The sequence below is a fragment of the Allobosea sp. LjRoot9 genome (assembly GCF_964252745.1).
Lineage (GTDB): Bacteria > Pseudomonadota > Alphaproteobacteria > Rhizobiales > Beijerinckiaceae > Allobosea.
This window is the reverse complement of sequence record NZ_CAXUPC020000012.1, coordinates 86,934-105,921: the sequence shown is the minus strand read 5'-3', so window position 1 is coordinate 105,921 and position 18,988 is coordinate 86,934. Positions and strand designations below refer to the sequence as shown.

Below are 18,988 nucleotides of genomic sequence, written 5' to 3'. Positions count from 1 at the left end.
CGCGGGGTGTCCCGTTCAGGCCTGCTCGACATGCTCCTTCGCCACGAAGGCGATGCGCACCATATTGGTCGCGCCCGGCGTGCCGAAGGGCACGCCGGCCACCACGATGATGCGGTCGCCGAGCTTGGCGAAGTTCTCGCGCACCGCGAATTTGCAGGCGCGCGAGGCCATGTCGTCAATGTCGCTGGCGTCCTTGGTCACCACCGCATGCACACCCCAGACCAGGGTGAGGCGGCGCGCCGTGGCCCGGTTCGGGGTCAAGGCGATCACCGTCGAATTCGGCCGCTCGCGCGCGAGCCGCATCGCCGTCGAGCCCGAAGAGGTCCAGGCGCAGACGGCCTTGAGGTTCAGCGTGTCGGCGATCTCGTGGGCAGCCTTGGCGATGGCGTCGGCGCCCGTCGCCTCGGGCTCGGCCCGCTGCGATTCCAGGATGGTGCGGTAGACCGCCTCGCTTTCGACCTCCTCGGCGATGCGGTTCATCATCGTCACCGCCTCGACCGGATATTGCCCGGCCGCGCTCTCTGCCGAGAGCATCACCGCGTCGGCGCCCTCGAACACGGCCGTAGCCACATCCGAAACCTCGGCGCGCGTCGGCACCGGGGCGGTGATCATGCTCTCCAGCATTTGCGTGGCGACGACGACCGGCTTGCCCTTGCGCCGCGCCATCCGGACGATGCGCTTCTGCGTGCCCGGCACCTTCTCCAGCGGCATCTCGACGCCGAGATCGCCGCGCGCCACCATGATCGCATCGGACGCCTCGATGATCTCCTCCAGACGCAGCAGCGCCTGGGGCTTCTCGATCTTGGCGAGCGCCAGCGCCCTGCCCTGCACGATCTTGCGCAGATCAGCCATGTCCTCGGGCCGCTGCACGAAGGAGAGCGCAATCCAGTCGACGCCGGCGGCCGCCGCAGCTTCAGCGTCCGAACGATCCTTATCCGTCATCGCCGAGACCGGGATCGTCGTATCCGGCAGGCTGACGCCCTTGCGCGAGGACAGGCGGCCGGCGATCGTGACGCGGGTCACGGCCTGGGTTGGCGTCGCCTTCTCGACCACGAGCCGAATCTTGCCGTCGTCGAGGATGAGGTTGTGGCCGGGCTCCAGCGCGGTCAGGATCTCGGGATGGGGCAGATGCACCCGCTTGAGCGTACCGGGCGCGGGGTCGGAATCGAGCGTGAACTTCGCGCCCTTCTCCAGCATCACGCCGCCATCGCCGCCGAACTGGCCGACGCGCAGCTTCGGCCCCTGCAGATCGGCGAGAATTCCGACCGGGCGGCGGAACTTCGCCTCCAGCGAGCGTAGCATCGCGATCTTCTCGGGCAGGGCCTCGCGTTGGGTATGGCTCATATTGATGCGGAAGACGTCGACGCCCGCCTCGAACAGCTTTGCGCACATCTCCTCGGTCGCGGAGGCTGGCCCCAGCGTGGCGATGATCTTGATCCGGCGTTCCCGCTTCATTCTTCTTCAATCCCTCAGGGGCGTTGCGGCGCATTGCCGGTGGTGTCGGTGAGTTGGATCGTCCAGCTTTTCTGCTCGCCCGTATCGACCTCGAAGAAGCCGGCGCGGTCGAAACCCCGCGCCAGGCAATCCTCGATGCCACGGATGGTGAATTCCTTGTTGCGCGTGCACATGACGGATTTTCCCGTCCATTCGCCACCCTTGTCGTAATCGACCGCATGCACATAGTAGAAACGCGCCGCCAAGGTGCCGCGTAGCAGCGTCTCGCAGCCCCTTGGGCTGAGGTTCCACCAGCCCTCCGTGGTCCAACCCTGCGCGTCGCGATAGCCGATCGCAACGCCGACACGGCTGCCTGTGGTGTTGCACATGCGCAGATCGGCGAAGGCGGGCGAAGCCCCGGCCACGAGGCAGGCCGCCAGCAGGCATGAACGCAAGGTCGTCGGGCTGATGCGGGTCATCTCAAGGGTCTATCAGGATCACGCGGCAATCATTCACATTGGTCAAGGTCGGCCCCGTCCGCAGCAGATCGCCAAGCGGCTCGAAGAAACCCGTCGAATCGTTGTCAGCGAGCGATTGGGCAGGAACGAGGCCGAGCGCGGCAGCGCGCGTCAAAGTCGTGGGATCGATCACCGCGCCGGCCGGATCGGTCGCCTCGCCGCCGCCGCCATCGGTACCGTCTGTATCGCCCGAGAGCGCGACAATGCCCGGTTCGCCGGCGAGCGCGATGGCGAGCGCCAGCGCATATTCCTGATTCGGCCCGCCCCGGCCTTGCCCGCGCAGCGTCACCGTCAATTCACCGCCGGACAGGATAGCGGTGCGCTTACCCTGCGCCTTCAATTTGCACGCAAGCGCCGCATGGGCGGCGGCGACATCGCGCGCCTCTCCCTCTAGATCGGCGCCAAGATCATGCACCACATAGCCTGCAGCCTCTGCAGCCTCCCGCGCCGCCGCGAGCGCATCGGCCGGGCGGGCAATGATGCGGAATTCGTTGTTGGCAAAGGCGGAATGGCCGGGCTTGGGCGTCTCGCTGGCATCGTCGTCGAGAAGCACGCGCGCGGCACGCGGCAGATCGAGCTTGTAATGGGCGACGATGGCGCGGGCCTGCGCCATCGTGGTCGGGTCGGGTACGGTCGGCCCCGAGGCAATGGCGGTCGGCTCATCGCCGGGCACGTCAGAGACCGCAAGCGTCAGCAAACGCGCCGGAGCGGCGGCGAGCGCCAGCCTGCCGCCCTTGATCCGCGAAAGCCGTTTGCGGACGATGTTCATCTCGCCGATCGGCGCACCCGAGCGCAGCAGCGCCTTGTTCACCGCCTGCTTCTCGGCCAGCGTCAGGCTGCCGGCCGGCGCGACCCAATTCGCAGAACCACCGCCCGAGAGCAGCACGAGCACGAGATCATCAGCGGCCGCGGAGGCCGCCAGCGCCAGCGCCTTCGCTGCGCTGTCGACGCTGCCCTGATCGGGCACGGGGTGGCCGGCCACGACCATCGGGATGTGGCGGGTCGCCGTCTCATAGCCATGGCGCGCGACGGCATGGCCGGTGAGCCGGTCCTGCGGGAAACCTGAATCGAGATAATGTGCCTCGGCCAGCGCGGTCATGCTGCCTGCCGCCTTGCCGGCGGCGAGCAGGATCAGGCGGCCAGAAGCCGGAGGAACCGGCAGATGCGCCGGCAGGCAGCCGGCGGGATGGGCGCGCGCGACGGCGGCATCGAAGATCGCACGGGCGGTTGCGCGAGAGCCTGCCGTATCGTCACGTCTCGCCTGCACCGCCGCCCACCTTCCGCCCGAACTTTCATGTCGATTTCATCGACTTTCGTTGCTGATTCTTTTAAGTCGCGGCCGGGCGAACGTCATCAGCCTTTTCCCGATATAATCATACTTTTTGAGGGACGCATGCGGATCGATCCGGCCGAGACCCAACCGGCCAAGACCCGACCGGCCATAGCGCCGAAGCCGGCGGTGACCCGCGCACCCGGCGAGGTCGAGGTCATTCCAGGCGATCTCGCGAGCGGCATCCTGCTGATCTGCGACCACGCCACCAACGCGATCCCGCCCGAGCTGGCATCGCTGGGCCTGCCGCCGGCCCAGCTCGAACGCCATATCGCCTATGACATCGGCGCGGCCGAAATGACCCGCGCCATGGCACGGGCGCTCGATGCGCCTGCCGTGCTGAGCAATTTCTCACGCCTGCTGATCGACCCCAATCGCGGCCTCGACGACCCGACGCTGGTGATGCGCCTCTCCGACGGCGCGATCGTGCCCGGCAACCGCCATATCGATCAAGCCGGCATCACGGAGCGCGTGGCGCGCTACTACGAGCCCTATGACGCGGCGATCAATGCGGCGGTAGAGGCTGCACTCGCCGCCGGCCACCCGCCCGCGATCGTCTCGCTGCACTCCTTCACGCCGTTCTGGAAGGCAGCAGCTCGGCCCTGGCATGTCGGCGTGCTCTGGGACGGTGAAGGCGCATTGTCGCAGCTGCTGATCGCCGCCCTGCAGCGCGAGAGCGACCTCGTGGTCGGCGACAACGAACCCTATAGCGGCGGCCTGCCCGGCGACACGATCGACCGCCACGCCACGCGCCGGGGTTTGCACGAGACGCTGATCGAGCTGCGCCAGGATCTGATCGCCAGCGACGCCACCGCACGCGACTGGGGGGAGCGACTGGCCGCAATCCTGCCCGGATGTCTTGCCTCATTGCGCGCCGGCTGAGACATCGCGGCTGTTGAGCATCCCGCGCGAAGTGCCGCTTCGCGCTTGACGCCGGCCCCCGCGCGGTGCGAACCCTCCGGCCAAATTTCCCCACCGCTTAAGGATATGCAGATGGAAGATCCGGTTGCTGGCGACCAGCTCAAGAGCATCGTCGAGCGCATCGAGCGCCTCGAGGAAGAGAAGAAGACCATCTCCGACGACATCAAGGAGGTCTATGCCGAGGCCAAGGGCAATGGCTACGACGTCAAGGTCCTGCGCAAGGTGATCGCCATCCGCAAGCGCGACGCCAATGAGCGCGCCGAGGAGGAAGCCATCCTCGACCTCTACCTGCAAGCCGTCGGCGAGAGCGCCTGAGCCTTCTATCCACCCTCAACGTCATCCCGGATCGGCGCGGCTTGTGCCGCTTGTCCGGGATGACTGAGCGGGTGTTGCCGATTTCGGAGCGCGAAGCCCCCCCTCACAGCCAGCCATTCTTTCGGAAGCGCCAATAGAGCACCGCGCAGGAGCTGACGATCAGCGCCAGGACGGTGTGATAGCCGAATTGCAGTTCGAGCTCCGGCATGTTCTTGAAGTTCATGCCATAGATGCCGGCGACTGCCGTCGGCACCGCCAGGATAGCAGCCCATGAGGCGAGTCTCTTGGTGATCGCGTTTTCCTGGCTCTGGCCGATGAGCAGGCTCACCTCGAAGGCGAAGGCGAGCACTTCGCGCAGGCTGTCGATCTTTTCCTGAACCGTGCGGACATGGTCGGTCACGTCGCGGAACATCGGCGCGAGCGTCGGGCGCACCTGCGGCACATTGGCATTGGCGAGGCGCTGGCAGACATCAACCAAAGGCGCGGCTGCATTGCGCAAGCGCAGAAGATCGCGCCGCAGCATGTAGAGCCGCTCGATGTCGTCGCGGATCATCGGCTTCGCCAGCACCTTGTCCTCGATCTCCTCGACCTCCTCATGGATCGCCTCGAGAACCGGCATGTAGTTGTCGACGATGAAATCGAGGATCGCGTAGAGGATGAAATCCTCCCCCTTCGCGAGCGAGGTCGGACAGGTCTCCCAGTGCTGTCGCACCGTCTTGTACGAGGTGGAGGCGCCGTGGCGGACGCTGACGATATAGCCGTTGCCGACGAAGATATGCGTTTCGCCAAACGCGATGCGCTTGTCGACCAGTTGGGCCGTGCGGGCGACGACGAAGAGCGCGTCGCCATATTGTTCGAGCTTCGGACGCTGATGGGCGTTCGTCGCGTCCTCGACCGCAAGCGGATGCAGGCTGAACTGCTGCTGCACGCGGTGGAGCAGATCGGCATCGGGCTCGAGCAGGCCGATCCAGACGACATGCCCGTCCTTGCGGGCCCATGCGCCCGCCTCCTCGATGGGTATGTCGGCGATGCGCACGCCATGGGCATAGACGCTGGAGGCGACGACGCCGGTCTCGTGGAGATGGCCTTGCTCGTGCACCTTGGAGGGCTCGGGCGCGGCATGCGGAAAAGACAGGGTTTCGGCGACAGACATGGGCGCACCTCGTCTACCGTGGGGGCTTGCCCCGCAGGCTAGAGCAGGATGCGAAAAAGTGGAAACCGGTTTTTCGCATCCTGCTCCATCACACCCCGTGATGCGTGAAATCACGCGAATTTGCGTGGCTTCACGCCGGCCTCACGGCATTGTTGCGGCGCACCCGAACCGGAGACCGCCATGCTGCTCGTAGGAATGCTGGACAGCCCCTATGTCCGCCGCGCTGCCGTCACGGGAAGGCTCCTGGGGCTTGATTTCGAGCACCGCTCGGTCTCGGTGTTCCGGCACATGGAGGCCTTCGCCAAGATCAACCCGCTGATCAAGGCGCCCTCGCTCGTCTGCGACGACGGCACGGTGATCACCGATTCCAATCTGATCATCCAGCATTTCGAGGATGTCGCCGGCCGCTCGCTGCGCCCAAGCGATGCAGCCGCGCGGACCCGCGATCTAGGCCTGACCGGCATCGGCATCGTCGCCGCCGACAAGGCCGTCTCGATCGAATATGAGCGCAAGCGGCCGGACGCACAGCGCTACGTGCCCTGGCAGGAGCGCATCGTCGCCCAGCTCGACACCGCGCTCGACCTGCTCGATGCCGCGGCCAAGCGCGGCGAACTCGGCGCGGGGCCGAACCTGCGGCCCGGCGACATCTCCGCCGCGATCGCCTGGGGGTTCTGCCGCTTCGTGATCCCCGATTATGCGCCGGAGGAACGCTGGCCGGCGCTGGCGGCACAGGCGCGCGCTTGCGAGGCGCTCGACGTGTTCAAGCACTGGCCGATCGACCGCGAGGAACCGTAGATCGCGCTCGCGGTTCGTTCTGGCTAGAGCGTTTTCGAGCGAAGTGGATACCGGTTCGCGTGAAGAAAACGCGTTAAAACAAAGAGCTGGAGCTGTTGAACGATCCAATTGGATCGGAAACTGCTCTAGTCGGCTGGCGTGCGAGTCGGCTGGCGTGGTTGTCGAGAACCGGAGCGGAGCGGACTAAAGTCCGTGAGCACCGGAAGCGCAGACAACCGCGTCAGACGGCCGTCAAAACGAACTGCGCTCAGTTCTGGACGAAATTCGTCGGCAGCGGCCGAATCGCCGGGCCGCTGAACGAGCCCGTCTTGGCGTCGCTCGGCTCGGCATGGCTGAAGCCGAGAGAGGCCGCCGGTCCCGGAGCCTGAATCGGTTCGGCATTGTTCGCTGGCCCGGCTTTGGTGCGGGCGGTGGCGACCGTGACCGCCTTGCCGACGGTGGCCGGGCTGCGCACAACCGTCGCGAAGAGCGAATCGAGCCCCGTCCGGTCAGCATCATATTGCGCCACGATCGGGGTCGCCGGAGCCGGACTCGGCGCATGCCGGCTGACGGAGGGCATCGACGCCAGCACAAAGCCGTCATCACGCGGACGGCCAGGCGGCAGCGGATGCGTGATCGTAACCAGACGCCCGGCCGGCTGCGCCTGCGGCGTCTCGGCGGAGGCTCCCGTCCCGCCGCGCAGATCCGCGAGCACCAGATTGGCGAAGGCGGCGGGACGGGTCGGCGGCAAAGGCGCGTTCATCGGCCTGCCTTCCACCACGGCCTCGATCAGCGAAACCATCTGGTCGGGCCGGCGCGGCGGCAACGAGGCCAGGACAAGCTTCTGGTCCTCCGCGGCCGCGCCTTGCGGGGCGAAGGCGAGCGCGCCGCCGGAGGCCGGCAAGGCTGCGACCTGGATCGAATCGCCGGGCTGCAGCGGCATGGTCAGGCCGCGCGGTCGCGCCAGTGGAATCGGCGCGTCGATCAGTCTCGGCCGCTTGTCGTCGGCCGGCGGTGCCGGTGCAGCGGCGGGCGCCACGGCGACCTGCGCCGGCTGTGGCTCGACGATTCTCGGCGCCAGCCGCTCGGAGCGCTCGCGCACGACCGTGCGGGCGGTGGGTTCGGGAGCGGGAGCCTGCACGGCAACGGCGAAGCGCCCGCCATCATTGGAATTGCTATCATCCCGGGCGGGGGCGGCATAGGCCATGACCGTCGGCTGGGGCTTTGGCGAATTGCCGCGGCCGCGCGTCGGGCGCGCATCCGCCTCCTCGTCATCGCCACCGAAAAGGGCCGCCCACAGGCTCTTGCGACCAGACGAGATCACCGCGCCTTCATCGGAATCGGCAGTTGCGTAACCGGCGACCGAGCCGCCGCGCGACAGCACATCGGCCTTGGCCAGCTCATAGCCCGCGAGCGGATGGCCATCGGCCGGCAGATGCACTGTCTTCTCGTCCGGGAACAGCCGCACCAATTGATCGCGCGTCATGCGCGGCCAGGACCGGACCGAGCCGGCGTCGAGATGGACGAAGGGCGTGTGCGCGCCGGGATAGAACCCGACGCCGCCGCGCTGCAGCCGCATGCCGGCCTCGCGGATCTTGGCTGTGGGCGTATCCGGAAGATAGAAATCCATCGCCTTGCCGAGCATGTGCTGGCTGTTCTTGGCGACGGCACGCGAGCGTCGGCGCAGCATCGAATTGGTGCCCGGCGAGCGGTAGGCCGAGACGACGTGGAAGGATTCCTGGGAACCGACCGCGCGCTGCACCTCCCAGGCAAGGTCGAACAGGCGCGGGTCCATCCGGATCGGCTCGTCGGTGCGCCAGTCGCGCAGCGCCCAGTTCAGCTTCTCCAGCGCCGCGGAATCATAGCGGCCGTCACGCTTGAAGGTGACGGTCGTCTCCTCCTTGGTGTGCATATGCGTGATGGTGATGGTGCGCGTGTCGCCATTGGCGACGGCATCCTGCGTACCGCGCACGCCGAGCATCAGAGCCGTGGCCGCCACGCTCAGCGCCAAAAACTGGCGGAAGCCCGGCTTCGGCAGCACCGAAAGCCGTCTCGAACGCGTGGCGATAGATATGCCCAATCTGCTTGACCCGTCTCGGTGCACGCCTGACGCGGCGCGATGAACGTGAACGAACAGTTGCGGAGAAGAGTTAATCCAAGGTTACTAGGTCGGCAATCGCCATACCCCGACTTTTCCGCCGAATTCCGCTAACGGCGGAACGTGGCGAAACCGTGCCCAACCCGCCGGATGGGTTCAGCCGCGCTGCTCCAGCGCCTGCCGGACGAGCCGATGGAAGCCGTAGAGATCGTCGAAAACCGTCAGATGTCCGTCGGCGCCTACGACATAGGTATTATAGACCAGATGGATCGGTAATGGCTGCGGCAGCTTGATCATGCGCTCGCCCGAGCCGATCAGGCGCTTCAGCCGCTCATGCGACCAGTCCGGCCCGAGCACCTGATCCGCCAGCAGGAAGGGATTGTCGACGCGCACGCAGCCATGGCTGAACGCGCGGCGCTCGCTGGCGAAAAGCCGGCGGTTCGGCGTGTCGTGCAGATAGACGGCATGGTCGTTGGGGAACATGAACTTGATCCAGCCGAGCGCATTGCGCTCGCCCGGGGGCTGGCGGACGGAGATGTTGTTGCCGTGCCGCGTCACCACATAGCCGCGCTTGGCGGCATAGTTCGGATCAGCGGCGAGCCCCGGCAGGAACTCCTTCTTCAGGATCGAAGGCGGCACGTTCCAGGACGGATTCACGATGACGTGGTCCATCTTGTGCGAGAAGATCGGCGTCGCCGTATCGGGCTTGCCGACAATGGCGCGGGTCTCGTGCACGATCTTGCCGTCGCGCACGACGCGGACCATGAACTCCGGCACGTTGACGATGATGTGGCTCTCGCCGAGATCGGGCGGCAGCCAGCGCCAGCGCTCCATCTGGGCGATGATGTCCTGCTCGCCGCGCGCGGTCGCCGGCGTGCCCAGCGCAGCCAGCGTGCGCTCGCTGAGCACGCCATTGGCCGGCAGCCCGGCCTTCTTCTGGAAATCGGCGAGTGCCAGCGCGGTCGAATGGTCGAAGACCGGCTCCTCTGACGGGCCCAGGCCCAGTCGCGCCCGCACCAGCGGCACGCGCTCGTCGCGCATGCCGAGCTTCAGCGGCGGGCCAGCCGGAATGCGCACCAGCGGCGTATCGTCGAGATGCTCGCGCAACTCGGCGAGCTTGGCCTTGAGACGGCGATACTGCTCATGCGGCGGATTATAGGCAGCAAGCGCTGCACCGGGATCCTGCACCGCCGTCAGTTCCGACAGCACCTCGGTAGCCGAGGGCAGATAGAGCGTCGGCGTGATCAGCTTCGACAGGCGGCGCGGATCGATGCGGCCGCCGCGCGCGTCGCGGGCATAGAGCACGGCCAACGCCGAGAGCCTGACATCGGCTTCTGCGAGCTTGCCCTTGTCGCTCGCCTCGAACACCGGCAGCGGATAATCGGTCGGCCTCAGCCCGTCCTCAGCCGCGCGGCTGAGCTGGGCGACGAGATGCCTGGCGGCCTCGCTCCAGCCCTTGCCGTCGATCCAGAGCGGCCGGTTCTCCTGCGCCTGATAGGCGGCCAGGATCTCGTTGCGCTCACGTTCGGCCAGGCGCGGCAGCGCCAGCCCCTCGGTCATGCGCGCTGCGATATCACCGGCGAGAGTGGAGCCGGAGGGCAATTCGACCACGACCTTGGGCAGGTCCGGCGGGGGGATCGTGACCTCGCTGGGCGCAGCCGAGCGCAGCGGCGCGGGCGGCGACAGCGCCGGATCGAGCGGCGGCAGATCGACGGCCGGGATGTCGGTGGCCGGACTATCGAGCGCTGCGGGACGGTCATCGACCCCGGGCGTCGTCGCAGGCGCAGGCTGCGGCTCGGACGTCACGAGATTGTTCTGCGGCACCACTGAGGGAGCGACCGTTCCCGTCACCATGCCGGGCTCTTCCCGCGAGGCCTCGGCCGGCCGCTCGTCGCGCAGGATGACCAGGGCCGGCTGCTCCGGCAACGCGATGCCGAGCGTTGGGTCCATGGTAGAAGGCGCTTGGGTAGAAGGCGCTTGCGCGCGCGCTGCCGTCAGCCCCAGCGCAAGCGCCAGAACCGAGGCTGAACCCAAGCCCGCCCAGTGGCGACGACGCATGCTCGCTATCCTCGAATGTTCGCCGAGATCTCACCGCTTCTGCGTGAGTCAGCGGATTTGGACAAGATGCGGCGGCGCAACAGCCCCCGCTATTCAGACAGTGCCGATCGGCTTTAAATTTTTAGTGTGATCTCGGCCGAAACCGACCCCGCCATTCCCAAATACGGAGTCCCTGTTCGGCCTCCTGCGTCAGGCAGCATCCTCGCCTTCAGCACCCGACTCGTTCTCGATCAGCCCGTAATCCTTGAGCTTGCGATAGAGCGTCGAGCGGCCGATGCCGAGCTTGCGCGAGATCTCCGACATGTGACCGCGATAATGCGTCAGCGCGAATTTGATGATCTCGCGCTCGAGATCATCAAGCTTGCGCATGTCGGATCCCGCGACGAGTTCGAGCGAATTGGGATCGCGCACCGGCATCTGGATGATGCGCGGCGTGTCGTTGCGCATGTCCTGGCGCATCAGCGAGGCCGATACCGGCGGAATGCGGATATCGAAGCCCTCCATCTGGGCCGCGATCTGCGGGAACTCGGCCACGGTCAATTCGTCGCCATCGGCCAGGACCACCGCGCGGAACATCGCGTTCTCGAGCTGGCGGACATTGCCCGGCCAGTCATAGCCGCTGATCAGCCCAAGCGCCTCGGCACTGAGCCCGCGCAGCTTCTTGCCTTCCTCGGCGGCGAAGCGCGCCAGGAACCCGCGCGCCAGATCGGCGATGTCCTCGCGGCGCTGGCGCAAGGGCGGCAGCGTGATCGGGAAGACGTTGAGGCGGTAATAGAGATCCTCGCGGAACTCGCCCTGCTTCACCTGGTCCAGCAGGCTCTTATTGGTCGCGGAGATGATGCGGATATCGACGCGCACCGACTTCTTGGCACCGACGGGGTCGACCTCACCCTCCTGGATGGCGCGCAGCAACTTGACCTGCGCGTCGAGCGGCAATTCGCCGACCTCGTCGAGGAAGAGCGTGCCGCCATTGGCCTCGACGAATTTGCCGATATGGCGCTCGGTCGCGCCGGTGAAGGCGCCCTTCTCATGGCCGAACAAGATCGACTCGACGAGATTATGCGGGATCGCGCCGCAATTCACCGTGACGAAGGGCTTGCCCTTGCGATCGCTGGTGCCCTGGATCGCGCGCGCCAGCACCTCCTTGCCGACGCCCGATTCACCCTCGACCAGGATCGGGATATTGGATTTGGCGGCGCGCTCGGCCAGGCGCACCACACGCGCCATGTCGGCGCTCTTGGTGGCGAGGTCGCGGAAGCCGAGCGTGCCGGACACACGCCGCTTGATGTGACGCAATTCATGTTCGAGCGCGCCCAGCTTCAGCGCGTTCTTGAGCGATATCTGCAGGCGTTCCGCACCGACCGGCTTGACCACGAAATCGACCGCGCCGGCGCGTATCGCCGAGACGACGGTCTCGATCGAGCTATGCGCCGTCTGCACGATGACCGGCGTCTCGATGCCGCGCTCGCGCAGCGCCGCGAGCACGCCCATGCCGTCGAGCTCCGGCATGACGAGGTCGAGCACCACGGCATCGAATTTCTCGCCCTCACCATGGCCAAGCAGATTGACCGCCTCGCTGCCGCTCTCGACGACGACCACGTCGTAACCAAAGCGCTTCAGCATCGCGTCGAGCAGACGGCGCTGGACGGGATCGTCGTCGACGACGAGAACGGTGGCGGACATGAAACCTCGAAGGCCAGGCAGAGCGAAAACGACATCGCGAGACGGAATCGGCTGTTCCGTTCTGGGTCATCCTCGGCCAGAACGGTTAAGCGGCGCTTAAGCGCCACAGCCTGCGTCAAACCATCTCTGCCCGACGCTCCGGCGTTGATCGCAAACGCCGCTCCGCGCATATGAGTGGGGAAGGCCCATCAGGCCAGCGAGGTGTTGCAGAGATGAATTTCGCCGTGACAGGGATGGTCGAATCCGCCGCTTTCGCCACAGCTGCCGAGCGCTCGGCGCGCAGCACCAAGGCGCTGGGCCCGCTGCCGGAATGGGATCTGAGCCATCTCTACCCGGCGATGGATTCGCCCGCCTTCAAGGCCGACCTCGAACGCGCTTTGACCGAATCGCAGCGCTTCGCCGAACTCTATCGCGGCAAGCTCGGTCCGTTCGCCCAGCGCGAGGACGCAGCGTCCGTGCTGGCCGAGGCGGTCGCCGCCTACGAGACGCTGAGCGACCTGCTCGGGCGAATCGGCGCTTATGCCGGCCTGGTCTATTCCGGCGACACCACCGACCCGCAGCGCGCGAAATTCTATGGCGACACGCAGGACCGCCTGAACGCGGCCGTGACGGAATTGCTTTTCTTCGAGCTGGAGCTGAACCGGATCGAGCCCGCGCTGATGGCCCGCATCTCGGGCCAGGCGCCGCTTTCGCATTGGAAGCCCTGGCTCGACGACCTCGCCAAGGACAAGCCGCACCAGCTCGAGGACCGGATCGAGGAATTGTTCCACGAGAAGTCGATGACCGGGCAGGCGGCCTGGAACCGGCTCTTCGACGAGACCATCGCCTCGCTGCGCTTCAAGCTCGATGGCGAGGAGCTGACGCTCGAACTGACGCTGAACAAGCTGCAGGACGCCGACGGCGCAGTCCGCAAAGCCGCCGCCGAGGCGCTGAGCGAGGTCTTCCGCGGTCAATTGCGCACCTTCGCGCTGATCACCAACACGCTCGCCAAGGACAAGGAGATTTCCGACCGCTGGCGCAAATTCGAAGATGTCGCGGATTCCCGCCATCTGGCCAATCGCGTCGAGCGCGAGGTCGTCGATGCGCTGGTCTCAGCCGTGCGCGAAGCCTATCCGCGCCTGTCGCACCGCTACTACAAGCTCAAGGCCAAATGGTTCGGCCGCGAGCAGCTCGATTTCTGGGACCGCAACGCGCCGCTGCCACAGGTCGAGCAGCGCACCATTCCCTGGACCGAGGCGCGCGACACCGTGCTCGATGCCTATCACGCCTTCTCGCCCGAGATGGCGGGCATCGCGCAGCGCTTCTTCGACGAACGCTGGATCGACGCGCCCGCCCGCCCCGGCAAGGCGCCGGGCGCGTTTGCTCACCCGACTGTGCCCTCGGCGCACCCCTATGTGCTCGTGAACTATCAAGGCAAGCCGCGCGACGTGATGACGCTGGCCCATGAGCTCGGTCACGGCGTCCACCAGGTGCTGGCCGGCCCCAATGGCGCATTGATGGCGCCGACGCCATTGACGCTGGCCGAGACCGCCAGCGTCTTCGGGGAGATGCTGACCTTCCGCCGCCTGCTCGACGGCACCAAGGACGCCAAGCAGCGCAAGGCGATGCTGGCGGCCAAGGTCGAGGACATGATCAACACGGTCGTGCGCCAGATCGCGTTCTACTCCTTCGAGCGCAAGGTCCATGAGGCGCGCAAATCAGGCGAGCTGACGGCTGAGAATCTCTGCGAACTCTGGATGAGCGTGCAGGCCGAGAGCCTGGGGCCGGCGATCAGGCTGGGATCAGGCTACGAGCCGTTCTGGTGCTACATCCCGCACTTCATCCATTCGCCGTTCTACGTCTACGCCTATGCCTTCGGCGATTGCCTGGTGAATTCGCTCTACGGCGTCTACCAGAACGCGGCGGAGGGCTTTCAGGAACGCTATTTCGCCCTGCTCTCGGCCGGCGGCACCAAGCACCATTCCGAGCTGCTCGCGCCCTTCGGCCTCGACGCACGCGATCCCGCCTTCTGGCAGATCGGGTTGAAGATGATCGAGGGGATGATCATCGAGCTGGAAGGGATGGAGTAAGGCGATTGGCGAATAGCGAGTGGCGACGAGAAATCAGATAACCATTCGCCACCCGCCATTCGCCCTAAAACTGCACCCTCAACCCCACCTGCGCGACATTGGCGGTGTAGTCCGAGCCTTGGGCGGTCGAGTTCAGGCGCTCATGGGTGAAGCTCGCGCGTACCGAGAAGGTCCGGGTCAGCTTGTACTCGACGCGAGCGCCGATGCTGGAAAGGTCCTCGCGCAGGCCCTGCCCATCATATTCGGTGCGGCCGAAATTGGCGAAGCCGGTGAGGGTCAGGTTGCGGCGCAGCGCATGCGCGATTTCCAGCGAGACGCGCCTTGCCGTCGTGCCCGACGAGCCGGCGATGGTGGTGTCGCCGAGCTCCGAGGTGCCGCGCAGGGTCACTGTCGTCAACGGCGTCGGCGACCACAGGATCGCGGCGTCGCCGATGAAGCCGCGCAGGTTCTTCAAGCGGTCGTCGTCATAGGCCCGGTCCTGATAGCCGGCCGAGACTTCGCCCGTGACCAGGCGGCTGAGCTCGAAGGTCGAGCCGACCCGCCCCGTCAAGCCGTTGGAGGAGCGCTGATAGCCTGAGGAATCGACGGACTGGTCGAATTGCCGCGTGTCGATCTCGCCCTGGATGAAGGGCTTGAAGCCCGGCGTCAGCTCATAGGCCGCGCGCAGCCTGACGCCATATTGCGTCTGGTTGCGGTCCTTCTGGCTGAGCGTCAAGCCGCTGGTGAGCTTGCCGTCCTCATAGTCGCTGCGATCGACCGAGCCGCGCAGCGTCAATTGCAGGCGGTTCATGTCATGGGTCACGCCGGCCGAGGCGCCGTATTGATAGACCAAGGGCCGGCCGGTGACCGAAGCCGTCAGATCGGGCGAGCCCGGGCGCTGCGTGTCCAGCTTGAACCGGCTCTCGAGCAGGATGCGGGTGTCGCGCGTCGCGTCCAACCGCAGATCGAGCTTGCCCTCGCCATCGGGGCGCGAGGCGTCCCTGTCGCGGAAATAATCGGAATAGCCGGCGCGCAGCGAGCCCTTCAGCTCGTTGGTATTCCAGTCCGACTGGATGGCGAGATCAGCCTCATGGCGGCTGAACGGGGAGCTGTTGCGCGCCGCTCCGCTGACCCGCTCCGGATTGCTGTCATAGCCGATCGAATTGGTGAAGCCCGGCTTCAGCGTGACATTGCCGAGCCGCAGGCCGAGCGGTGCGTAGGGGTCTTCCTCGACAGCCGTCTTGCGCCTGCGTGGCGGCGGCGGTTCGGGGGCCGGCGGCAGGCCGGTGACGATGCGCTGCGGCGCGCGGACCTGGCGCTGCGTGACGCCGCGCAGGCCACGCGCCTGCACCGGCTTGCTCGCACGCGGCGGCAGCCGGCGCGACACCACCGAATTCTGGTCCTGGATCAGGACGGCGGGATCCGCGACACCGCTTGGCGCGCTCGGCAAGCCCGATGGTGATGGCGCGGCAGGCGCCTCCTGCGCGACATAGACCGGCGTCCCGGTTCGCAAGCCCGCGCGCGTCTGCGCCTGCACGCCAGCCGTGGCGAGCACGAGGCTCGCCGCAGCGACCCCCGACAGCAGCAGGATGATGACGCGGGACACGCGCAGGCTCTCGCTCCGGACAAGGGCGGGCGCACCGGCATGGCGCGCATGGTTAAGAGAGTTAGAACGAAGAGGGTTAATGGCGCGTCAATGCACCGCTCAGTGCGACGAGGAATGGTGGCGCGGCGGCCATTCCTCGTGCTAGAGCGCCGCTCATGACGGCCGACATCCGCGCTTCCGCGCTTCGCACCATCGCAACCGAGCGCTCCGGGCTCGACACGCTTCACGAGGCGCTCGCCAATGGGCTGGGCCAGCCCTTCGCGGCAGCCGTGGAGCTGATCCGCGCCGCCAGCGGCCGCGTCGTCGTCACCGGCATGGGCAAATCCGGCCATGTCGGGCGCAAGATCGCGGCGACCCTGGCCTCGACCGGCACGCCCGCGCATTTCGTCCACCCGGCCGAAGCCAGCCATGGCGATCTCGGCATGGTCCAGCCCGAGGATGTGGTGATCGCGCTGTCCTGGTCGGGCGAGACGGCGGAGCTCGCCGCCATCGTCGGCCATACCCGGCGCTTCCGCGTCGGGCTGATCGGCCTGACCTCGAATGCCGACAGCGCGCTCGGGCGCGAGGCCGATATTGCGTTGATCCTGCCCAAGGCGGCCGAGGCCTGCCCGAATGGGCTAGCGCCGACCACATCGACGACGATGCAGATGGCACTGGGCGACGCGCTCGCCGTCGCCCTGCTGGAGGCGCGCGGCTTCTCGCGCCAGGATTTCTTCGTCTACCACCCCGGCGGCAAGCTCGGCGCCCAGCTCAAGACGGTCGAGAGCATCATGCATCGCGACGAGGCGCTGCCGCGCGTCGGGCTCGATGCTGCCGTCGCCGACGTGGTCGAGATGATCTCGGCCAAGGGTTTCGGCTGCGCCATCGTCGTCGACCCCGACGGCCGGCTGGCAGGCGTGGTCACCGATGGCGATCTGCGCCGCAAATTGACCTCGGGCAACGTCACCGCGCGCCGCGCCCGCGACGTGATGACGCCAAATCCACGCCGCATCGCCCCCGATGCGCTCGCGGTCGAGGCGCTGGAGATGGTCAACCGCCTGCGCATCACCGCGCTGATCGTCGCCGATGGCGAGGACAAGCCGGTCGGGCTCGTCCATGTCCACGACCTGCTGACGCTGGGCGTGGCGTAGCCCCCCAACCGTCATTGCGAGCGGCAGCGAAGCAATCCAGTCTCATGGAGCGCTACGCCCCCTGGATTGCTTCGTCGCTGCGCTCCTCGCAATGACGAGAGGTGCGTAGTTCACGCCCGCTGATACAAAAGCCTTGCCCTGATCGTGCCGTCGAGCGCCGCGATCTCGCGCAGGATGTCGCGCGCTTCGGGGCCGACGCTGTCGGCCTCCATCACGACATAGCCGACCTCGCCATCGGTCTGGTAGTTCTGCGCGGAGATGTTGACCTCGCGGGCGGCGAAGACGTCGTTCAGGCGCCGCAGCATGCCCGGCACATTGCGCTGGACATGGATGAAACGCGTGCCGGCGGGACGCGGCGTGAGCTGGACCTGCGGGAAATTCACGGCGCCGACGGTCGAGCCGATATCGGAATAGTCGACAAGCTTGCGCGCGACCTCGGCGCCGATGCGCTCCTGCGCCTCCTCAGTCGAGCCGCCGACATGAGGGGTGAGGATGACATTGGCCAGGCCCTGCAGCGGCGAGACGAAACGCTCGGCATTGGAGGCGGGCTCGACCGGAAAGACGTCGACGGCTGCGCCCGCAAGCCGCCCCTCGCGCAAGGCCACGGCCAGCGCCTCAAGATCGACCACCGTGCCGCGCGAATTGTTGATGAGGTAGCTGCCCGGCCGCATCTGCGCGATCTGCTCGGCCCCGATCATGCCTGCTGTCGCCGGCGTCTCCGGAACATGCAGCGAGACGATGTCGGCATTGCCGAGCAGTTCGGCGAGGCTGTCGACCGGCTCGGTGTTGCCATGGCGCAGGCGGTCGGTCTGATCGAAATAGATCACCCGCATGCCCATCGCCTCGGCGAGCGTCGAGAGCTGGCTGCCGATATTGCCGTAGCCGACGATGCCCAGCACCTTGCCGCGCACCTCGAAGGAGCCATTCGCGGATTTGTCCCAGCCGCCACCATGGGCCGAGACCGAACGGTCGGTGATCTTGCGCAGCAGCATGACGATCTCACCGATCGTCAATTCGGCGACGCTGCGGGTGTTCGAGAACGGCGCGTTGAAGACCGGCACGCCGCGCCCGCGCGCCGCCTGCAGATCGACCTGATTGGTGCCGACGGAAAAGCAGCCGACCGCGAAGAGCCGGCTCGCCTGGGCGAAGACCGGCTCCGTGAGCTGCGTGCGCGAGCGGATGCCGAGCACATGCACGCCCTCGACGGCCTTGAGCAGCGCGTCATGGTCGAGCGCCTTGGGCAGGCGGACCATATTGGTATAGCCGGCCTGGACCATCAGATCGGCGGCGGAATCATTGATGCCCTCCAGAAGCAGGACCTTGATGCGGTCCTTGGAGAGGGACAGGCGTTGCGTGCGGAGTGTCATGGAACGATCGGGCTGACGACGGAGCGTTCGCTATAGACCCGCCAGCGCGCCGGACAACCCGATTCTTTGCCTGCCGGGCGCGCGAAACCGTCGCGGCCTCAGGCCTTCTCGACCACAAGCGTCGCGCCCTCGACCCGCACCACCTTGATTTCGCTGCCCGCCAGCAATTCCGGGCCGATGACGCGCCAGGAGGAATCGCCGACGCGGATGCGGCCCTCGCCGCCGGTCATCGTCGCCTCCAATCGGAAAACCTTGCCGATGAGCTGGCGGCCGCGATCGTTGAGACCCGTCGCGGCGTCGGGCTCCTCGTCCTTGCGCAGCGTCAGGCGCCGCCCGGTGAGCACGCTGACGACGCAAAGCGCAGCGAAAACCAGCGCCGCGCTCTGCCAGCCGATGCCCAAAAGCCCGACGACGACGCCCGTCAGCAGCGCGGCGAGGCCGAGCCAGATCAGGAACACGCCCGGCGCCAGCAATTCGCCGCCGATCAGCACGAGGCCGAGCACGACCCAAGCCCAGCCGCCAAGCGAAGAAAACCAGTCCAGCAGCATGACCG

The 18,988-nt window shown here is 66.8% G+C and carries 15 protein-coding genes; 5 read left to right on the top strand and 10 right to left on the bottom strand.

Features of this window, described 5'->3' with window-relative positions; translation table 11 throughout:
* Positions 1–15: 15 nt before the first annotated feature.
* From pyk to ACSQ3P_RS28950, 3 genes are read right to left on the bottom strand one after another with little or no spacing between them, the layout of a single operon-like run.
* Entirely contained in the window at positions 16–1,455 is a 1,440-nt protein-coding gene (gene pyk / locus ACSQ3P_RS28960; protein WP_436168893.1) for a pyruvate kinase, read from the bottom strand.
* 14 nt (positions 1,456–1,469) lie between these two features.
* Entirely contained in the window at positions 1,470–1,913 is a 444-nt protein-coding gene (locus tag ACSQ3P_RS28955) for a DUF1036 domain-containing protein (protein WP_436168892.1), read from the bottom strand.
* Position 1,914: 1 nt separating this feature from the next.
* Positions 1,915–3,219: a glycerate kinase type-2 family protein gene (locus ACSQ3P_RS28950; RefSeq protein ID WP_436168891.1), complete on the bottom strand. Its 1,305-nt coding sequence runs from the start codon at positions 3,217–3,219 to the stop codon at positions 1,915–1,917.
* A gap of 126 nt (positions 3,220–3,345) precedes the next feature.
* On the opposite strand from ACSQ3P_RS28950, the gene ACSQ3P_RS28945 reads away from it, so the two are divergent.
* Together ACSQ3P_RS28945 and ACSQ3P_RS28940 are read left to right on the top strand one after the other, a co-directional pair.
* Positions 3,346–4,164, top strand: coding sequence for an N-formylglutamate amidohydrolase (locus ACSQ3P_RS28945; protein WP_436168890.1), 819 nt, complete (start codon positions 3,346–3,348; stop codon positions 4,162–4,164).
* A gap of 111 nt (positions 4,165–4,275) precedes the next feature.
* On the top strand, positions 4,276–4,518 hold the full coding sequence (locus tag ACSQ3P_RS28940; protein ID WP_069688540.1) for a DUF2312 domain-containing protein: 243 nt from the start codon (positions 4,276–4,278) through the stop codon (positions 4,516–4,518).
* 103 nt (positions 4,519–4,621) lie between these two features.
* Here the strand turns inward: ACSQ3P_RS28940 and corA are convergent, their stop codons facing one another.
* The gene (gene corA / locus ACSQ3P_RS28935) at positions 4,622–5,671 is read right to left on the bottom strand and encodes a magnesium/cobalt transporter CorA (protein WP_436168889.1); all 1,050 of its coding nucleotides are present in this window, start codon (positions 5,669–5,671) and stop codon (positions 4,622–4,624) included.
* A 180-nt stretch (positions 5,672–5,851) separates the two neighbouring features.
* On the opposite strand from corA, the gene ACSQ3P_RS28930 reads away from it, so the two are divergent.
* On the top strand, positions 5,852–6,466 hold the full coding sequence (locus ACSQ3P_RS28930) for a glutathione S-transferase family protein (RefSeq protein WP_436168888.1): 615 nt from the start codon (positions 5,852–5,854) through the stop codon (positions 6,464–6,466).
* A gap of 247 nt (positions 6,467–6,713) precedes the next feature.
* Here the strand turns inward: ACSQ3P_RS28930 and ACSQ3P_RS28925 are convergent, their stop codons facing one another.
* From ACSQ3P_RS28925 to ACSQ3P_RS28915, 3 genes are all read right to left on the bottom strand, one after another.
* Positions 6,714–8,486 (bottom strand): DUF882 domain-containing protein, encoded by a 1,773-nt coding sequence (locus tag ACSQ3P_RS28925; RefSeq protein WP_436168887.1) that lies wholly within the window; start codon positions 8,484–8,486, stop codon positions 6,714–6,716.
* Positions 8,487–8,699: 213 nt separating this feature from the next.
* Positions 8,700–10,493, bottom strand: coding sequence for a L,D-transpeptidase family protein (locus ACSQ3P_RS28920; RefSeq protein WP_436168886.1), 1,794 nt, complete (start codon positions 10,491–10,493; stop codon positions 8,700–8,702).
* A 297-nt stretch (positions 10,494–10,790) separates the two neighbouring features.
* Positions 10,791–12,284, bottom strand: coding sequence for a sigma-54-dependent transcriptional regulator (locus ACSQ3P_RS28915; protein WP_436168885.1), 1,494 nt, complete (start codon positions 12,282–12,284; stop codon positions 10,791–10,793).
* A gap of 233 nt (positions 12,285–12,517) precedes the next feature.
* Here ACSQ3P_RS28915 and ACSQ3P_RS28910 point away from each other — a divergent pair, with 233 nt between their 5' ends.
* A complete protein-coding gene (locus tag ACSQ3P_RS28910) occupies positions 12,518–14,353 on the top strand; it encodes a M3 family oligoendopeptidase (RefSeq protein ID WP_436168978.1) in 1,836 nt (611 codons plus the stop codon).
* 64 nt (positions 14,354–14,417) lie between these two features.
* Here ACSQ3P_RS28910 and ACSQ3P_RS28905 read toward each other — a convergent pair whose 3' ends face one another.
* Entirely contained in the window at positions 14,418–15,938 is a 1,521-nt protein-coding gene (locus ACSQ3P_RS28905) for an outer membrane beta-barrel protein (RefSeq protein WP_436168884.1), read from the bottom strand.
* A gap of 155 nt (positions 15,939–16,093) precedes the next feature.
* Here ACSQ3P_RS28905 and ACSQ3P_RS28900 point away from each other — a divergent pair, with 155 nt between their 5' ends.
* Positions 16,094–17,068, top strand: coding sequence for a KpsF/GutQ family sugar-phosphate isomerase (locus tag ACSQ3P_RS28900; RefSeq protein WP_436168883.1), 975 nt, complete (start codon positions 16,094–16,096; stop codon positions 17,066–17,068).
* 110 nt (positions 17,069–17,178) lie between these two features.
* On the opposite strand, the gene serA is transcribed toward ACSQ3P_RS28900, so the two are convergent.
* Entirely contained in the window at positions 17,179–18,435 is a 1,257-nt protein-coding gene (gene serA, locus ACSQ3P_RS28895) for a phosphoglycerate dehydrogenase (protein WP_436168882.1), read from the bottom strand.
* A gap of 98 nt (positions 18,436–18,533) precedes the next feature.
* On the bottom strand, positions 18,534–18,983 hold the full coding sequence (locus tag ACSQ3P_RS28890) for an NfeD family protein (RefSeq protein ID WP_436168881.1): 450 nt from the start codon (positions 18,981–18,983) through the stop codon (positions 18,534–18,536).
* Positions 18,984–18,988: the final 5 nt, after the last annotated feature.